This is a genomic window from Aequorivita echinoideorum (genome assembly GCF_018476645.1).
Classification (GTDB): domain Bacteria; phylum Bacteroidota; class Bacteroidia; order Flavobacteriales; family Flavobacteriaceae; genus Aequorivita; species Aequorivita echinoideorum.
Genome location: NZ_JAHCTB010000010.1, coordinates 1 through 5,726 on the forward strand (window position 1 = coordinate 1; position 5,726 = coordinate 5,726).

Annotated in this window: 8 protein-coding genes; all 8 read left to right on the forward strand. The window is 35.7% G+C overall.

Annotated elements, in window-relative coordinates; translation table 11 throughout:
• Positions 1–139: 139 nt before the first annotated feature.
• The 8 genes from KIV10_RS13610 to KIV10_RS13645 all read left to right on the forward strand — a co-directional run bounded on the left by KIV10_RS13610 (position 140) and on the right by KIV10_RS13645 (position 5,535).
• A complete protein-coding gene (locus KIV10_RS13610; RefSeq protein WP_214114666.1) occupies positions 140–1,060 on the forward strand; it encodes a hypothetical protein in 921 nt (306 codons plus the stop codon).
• A 158-nt stretch (positions 1,061–1,218) separates the two neighbouring features.
• Positions 1,219–1,983 carry a hypothetical protein gene (locus KIV10_RS13615; protein ID WP_214114668.1) on the forward strand — a complete coding sequence of 255 codons (765 nt, stop codon included), beginning with the start codon at positions 1,219–1,221 and terminating at the stop codon, positions 1,981–1,983.
• A gap of 163 nt (positions 1,984–2,146) precedes the next feature.
• A complete protein-coding gene (locus tag KIV10_RS13620; RefSeq protein ID WP_214114670.1) occupies positions 2,147–2,866 on the forward strand; it encodes a hypothetical protein in 720 nt (239 codons plus the stop codon).
• A 175-nt stretch (positions 2,867–3,041) separates the two neighbouring features.
• The gene (locus tag KIV10_RS13625) at positions 3,042–3,248 is read left to right on the forward strand and encodes a hypothetical protein (RefSeq protein ID WP_214114672.1); all 207 of its coding nucleotides are present in this window, start codon (positions 3,042–3,044) and stop codon (positions 3,246–3,248) included.
• A 116-nt stretch (positions 3,249–3,364) separates the two neighbouring features.
• Positions 3,365–4,174: an HNH endonuclease gene (locus KIV10_RS13630; protein WP_214114674.1), complete on the forward strand. Its 810-nt coding sequence runs from the start codon at positions 3,365–3,367 to the stop codon at positions 4,172–4,174.
• Positions 4,175–4,325: 151 nt separating this feature from the next.
• Positions 4,326–4,820 (forward strand): phosphoethanolamine transferase domain-containing protein, encoded by a 495-nt coding sequence (locus KIV10_RS13635; RefSeq protein ID WP_214114676.1) that lies wholly within the window; start codon positions 4,326–4,328, stop codon positions 4,818–4,820.
• 150 nt (positions 4,821–4,970) lie between these two features.
• Positions 4,971–5,180: a hypothetical protein gene (locus KIV10_RS13640; protein ID WP_214114684.1), complete on the forward strand. Its 210-nt coding sequence runs from the start codon at positions 4,971–4,973 to the stop codon at positions 5,178–5,180.
• Between the two features lie 52 nt (positions 5,181–5,232).
• Positions 5,233–5,535 (forward strand): hypothetical protein, encoded by a 303-nt coding sequence (locus KIV10_RS13645; protein ID WP_214114685.1) that lies wholly within the window; start codon positions 5,233–5,235, stop codon positions 5,533–5,535.
• Positions 5,536–5,726 lie beyond the last annotated feature (191 nt).

Here is a 5,726-nt window from a genome sequence, read left to right on the forward strand (position 1 = left end):
TGTTCATATAAAACAAAATGTAGCATACCATTCCTACAAAAAAAACAAACAAAATTTAGATTTTTTGACCTTTTAATAAACGAAAAATGAAACCAAAAAAGGTCAACCTATTTCAGTATAATACAAAAAAACAAACAATATGAAGAAAATAATACTCTTTGCAACTTTAATAATTACTATCGTTTCTTGTCAACAATCAAAAAAGTATGAATATGTTGAACTTGGCACAAAGGAATCAATCTTTGGAGGAACTGAACGTGATGAAAAAGATGGAGTAATAATAAGAGCAAAAACTGATTCTATCGCATATTTAGAAGCTTATCAAAAGTTTTGCATTTCCGAAAAAGTGTCTAAAGATATGGAAGAGGCTTATGGCAGTTCTGCTACCAAGCCGACTGAGTTCAAACTATTGGATGAGCAAGGGAATAATATTGCATTGACTATCAATTTTGACAAAATGGACTCATTAAAAATGAGCGTTCGTTCTCGAATATTTGAAATGAAAAATTCCTTAAAAGAAAGTGCAGATGCTTATAAACAAAAAGAAATTGAAGATTTTAAGAATTCCGTAAAAATTGACAGTTCTAAAATCAAAGAATTAGAACCGTACTTCAATACAAAAAAAGACGAATTTGATCCAGACGGTTTAGTTTGGCACAAACCAAAATCAGCACCGAAATACACTAATCGAAATGGAATTTATTGCTATTTCCAATCAAATAACGGGATGCCAAGTAATTTAAGATTAAGACTTCAATATCACGCTGATGATTGGTTGTTTTTCCATAAAGTACAATTTTCGATTGACGGAAAAGCGTATGAATTTATCCCAATGGACACAGAAACTGACTCAGGAAATGGTGGACGAATTTGGGAATGGTTTGATGAATCTATGGGTAAATCTAATACTGAATTACTTGATGCTCTTGCTAATGCTAAGTCTGCTAAAATGAAACTGATAGGACGACAGTACCACGACATAAAAACAATTACTTCAACTCAAATTAAGGATATTAAAAGAACATTGGATTTGTACAAAGCAATGGGAGGAAATTATTAAAAAAAGCCAGCAGGTAACAATGGCTATAAACAATTGGGGCGAAAGTGATAAAACGAAAGAATAAACATAAAACAAAGGTCGTTGCTAAACCGAACAGTTAGAGCTTAAAACCCCCAACTGTTCATAGCCGAGACCGTTGTGCAACATTTGACCAAAAAATGAAAAATCGAATTTTAACAATATTATTTTTAGCTATAAATCTGACTTTATTCGGACAAGAATCTAAAGAATGTTATGAAATAAAGTATCTCGACTTTTTTGGGTTAGACCAAATGGAAATTATAAAATGGCCAGAATCTGAACTTGATGGACTATCGAAAATGGATTTTGCTAAAGACAGAGGTCAATCTGAAATTAAAACCAATTTCATTATTCCAATGATTGTCTATCAATTAAAAGGATATCATCCGAATTGCAATAAAAATATTGATACAAATTATTTTAAAAAAATTTCAGAAGTCTATTTGAAAATTAGAGAAATTGACTCGACCGAATTTCTACAAAAATCAATCGCTGAAAAAATTGACTTCTTACGTGCTGACTTCTATTCTCAAGTCGAAAATGTGGAATATCTGCCTAAAATGACAACAACTTTTGATGACGGACCTTTTTATGGAGTTGACTATACAGAAAAATCGGAATTAAAACTAATCAAAACGCAGGAAACTGAATTTGGAACTTTAGTAGTTTCAAAAGCTAATGATAAAATAATACTTGCAAGTAAAGATAAAAACGGAAGTATAATTTGGCAAAAGGCAATTACAGGATTGTCGAACAGAAATTTAACCGAATTACATTTTACCGAAAATCCAATGGAATATAATTCTGTTGCGACTGTTGCTCATATGTATTCAGAAGGAGAAAGATTTACATTATATTTAAAAAACGATGGAAGTTTTATGTATTACTTTCATTCGTGGTAAAGAAAATAAAAAAACGTTGCACAACAATGGCTATAAACAATTGGGGCGAAAGTGATGAAACCAAAGTATAAACATAAAACAAAGGTCGGTGACAAACCGAAAAGTTAGGGCGTAAAATCCCCAACTGTTCATAGCCGAGACCGTTGGCAGAAATTTAAAAAATATGAGTTTATTTAATTTTAGAAAAAAATCAAGTAAGGATAAGAATAATATTTCTTCAAGTTTTGAGAAGTTAACAAAAGTATTTTCAACACCTATCGACTTAAGAAATAATGAGTCTTGGAAAGAAGAGTTCAATAAAACTATAAATCTATTTACTTTTGAAAAGAATAAAAATGAAATTATAGAGGATCAAGTTGGAATGAGTTACTTAAACTTATCAGCTAGTAATAATAAGAATAATTTCAAAATTGATTATTTTGTTAAAATTTGTATTGAAAATGGTGTTGGGATTATAATAAATGAAGGAAGTGAAGATAATTCTAAATGGAAATTTACATTTGGAGATCTTATAGATTATTCATTAAATAATAAATTCTATTCAGATAAAATTACAGCTCCATTTACAGGCGAAACTATTGATCGATACATTAATAAACGTGAAACAACAATAGGTCAACCTTCCAATCAATTTCTACCAGTAATAGCAAGAAAGCACATTAAAGCTTTTTTTAAAACATTCAATCTAATAAATGTAAAAACTGCAATAATCTGGTGGCGTGATGATAATAGATTAACTTTAGCATTTAATATTACTCCTGAACATTTCGAAAATCCAGATAAGGAAAGTATAAAAACTTTACTTTATTTTACTGGATGGTTTTTACCAAATCACTACGATGTAATCTTTATTAAAGAAAATGAAGATTTTAGAAAAATATAAAAACTTCAGCCAACAACGTATAACCGCAATTACGGCGGATTCGACTACGTCCGAATCCACTCGGAATTGCTAACGTCAGTTCTTAACCGAAAATTGTTATCTTTAAATCCGTAACTGACGGTTATACAAACCCGTTGCGCACCATTTGGTAGAAAAAAGTGGTGTCCCAAAAAAGATGCTTATCGGACACGGGAGCGGCGTGCGGAAAAATAAGGGGATTTCAGCCCGGAACGGAGCAGCGGCGGAAGCGGGGCGCGGGAAGAGAATTTTGCCAAGAAGTGCGGAAACCGATCCGACCAAAAAAACGGTTGAGCGGAACAGTTTCGGAGCGGAACGGAAGAAAAACGGTGCGCAACACTGCGTATACGCAATGGCGGTTTAGGGAAAGTCCGGGAATAATTTTATACATTTAGCGTCCGTGCGGGGGCGGGGTTTTGGGAAACCGTTTCGCCACTGCGCATACACAAGACGTTACCTGCAAGCTGAAAAAACGACAATATGAAAACATTCCTATTTGCGTGGAATCCGAAAAAATGGAATTGGACAACTCTTGAACAGAGCATTGACCAAATCGAACAAACAGGTCGAGCGACAGAAAAATGGAGTGTAATAAGTCATAAAAAAATCCAACCAGGAGACAGAGCATTCTTAATGCGACTTGGCGAAGAACCAAAAGGAATAATGGCTGCCGGTTTTGTTGCGACACCACCATTTTTATCAAAACATTGGAGCGGAGAAGATAAATTAGTGAATCGTGTAATGATTGACTTTGAAGTAATTTTAAATCCCGAAAAAGAACCGCTATTGAGTCTTGATATCTTAAACCAAGGCAACTTGGCAAAAGTAAATTGGACACCGCAATCTTCAGGAATTGAGATTAATCCAGATGTAACGGACGAGTTAGAAGCCGTATGGTTTGACTTTTTGACAACTCAAGAAATCAGACATAACCCTTTCAAAGAAACTGAAAAGGACGAACAGAAAGTTTACACAGAAGGAACACCAAATCAAGTTTTAGTAACTAAATATGAACGAAATCCATTCGCAAGAAAAACTTGTATTGAGCATTACGGACTTTCTTGTTCAGTTTGCGAATTTAACTTTGAAAAAGAATACGGAGAATTAGGTAAAGACTTTATTCACGTTCACCATTTAAGACAAGTCGCTGACATTGGAAAAGAATATAAAATCGATCCAATTAAGGACTTGAAACCTGTTTGTCCGAACTGCCACGCAATGATTCATAAACGAAAAGAACCATACACGATTGACGAACTGAAAGAAAAAATGAAAAAAGCCAGCAGGTAACAATGTATATAAAAAATAGGCGAAATAGTAGTAAAATCAAGGGTTTTAGCTCGTATCAAAGTTCGGGTTTAACTGAAAGTTTGGTGCTTCGAAATCGCCTACTTTTCATATACTAACCGTTGCCAACAAGCTGAAAAAAATCGAACACAAAATGAAAATTGAGTTTAAAGAAGAACAAAAATTTACACAATGGTGGCTTTGGCTGATTTTAATCGGAATCGGAATTTTACCTATTTTCGGAATTTATAAACAATTAATTCTCGCAGAAAAATTTGGAGACAATCCAATGTCTGACTTCGGACTTATAATTTTCTGTCTTTTTATTTTTGGTTTAATAGCAATGTTTTGGTTTATGCGACTGAAAACCGAAATTGACCAAAATGAAATCCGAATGAATTTCTTCCCTTTCGTTAAAAAGCGAGTAAATTGGAAAGAAATAAAAAACGCTGAAACTGTGAATTATGGATTTATTGGAGGTTGGGGAATCCGACTTTGGACAAAATACGGAACTGTATATAATACGAAAGGAAATAAAGGTTTGGCGATTGAACTTAAGAATGGGAAAAAATTTCTAATCGGAACTCAAAAAGAAATTGAACTGAATAAAATAATGGAGAATAAAGCCAGTTGGCAACACCGTATATAAGCTATGGCTTGGTCAGTCCACACTTGAAAAATCCTACGGATTTTCCAAAGATAGTTTATATTTGGAGAGGTCTGTGCCGAGACACGCCACAGCTCATATACAAGAAACGTTGCGCACCATTTGGGAGAAAAAAGCGGTGTCCCAAAAAAGATGCTTATCGGACACGGGAGCGGCGTACGGAAAAAAAAGGGGATTTCAGCCCGGAGCGGAGCAGCGGCGGAAGCGGGGCGCTGGAAAAGGATCTTGCCAAGAAGTGCGGAAACCGATCCGACTCCAAAAAAAGCGGTTGAGCGGAACAGTTGCGGAGCGGTGCGGAAGAAAAACGGTGCGCAACACCGTGTATACGCAATGGCGGTTTAGGGAAAGTCCGAGAATAATTTTATACATTTAGCGTCCGTGCGGGGGCGGGGATATGGGAGACCGTTTCGCCACTGCGCATACACAAGACGTTGCGCACCATTTGGTAGAAAAAAGTGGTGTCCCAAAAAAAGAAACTGATCGGACACGTGAGCGGCGTGCGGAAAAAAAAGGGATTTCAGTCCGGACCGGAGCAGCGGCGGAAGTGATTCGAGAGAAAAAGATTTTGCCAAGCAGTGCGGAAACCGATCCGACCAAAAAAAACGGTGGATCGGAACAGTTTCGGAGCGGTGCGGAAGAAAAACGGTGCGCAACACTGCGTATACGCAATGGCAGTTTAGGGAAAGTCCGGGAATAATTTTATACATTTAGCGTCCGTGCGGGGGCGGGGTTTTGGATACCGTTTCGCCACTGCGCATACACCAAACGTTGGCAACAAGCTGAAAAAACCGTGACTGAAAATCAAAATCCATATAAAATTTTAAAATATCCACCTGCGTATATGGATGGATATTTAGCTATTAATGGTTGTTTATCCGAGTATTGCAT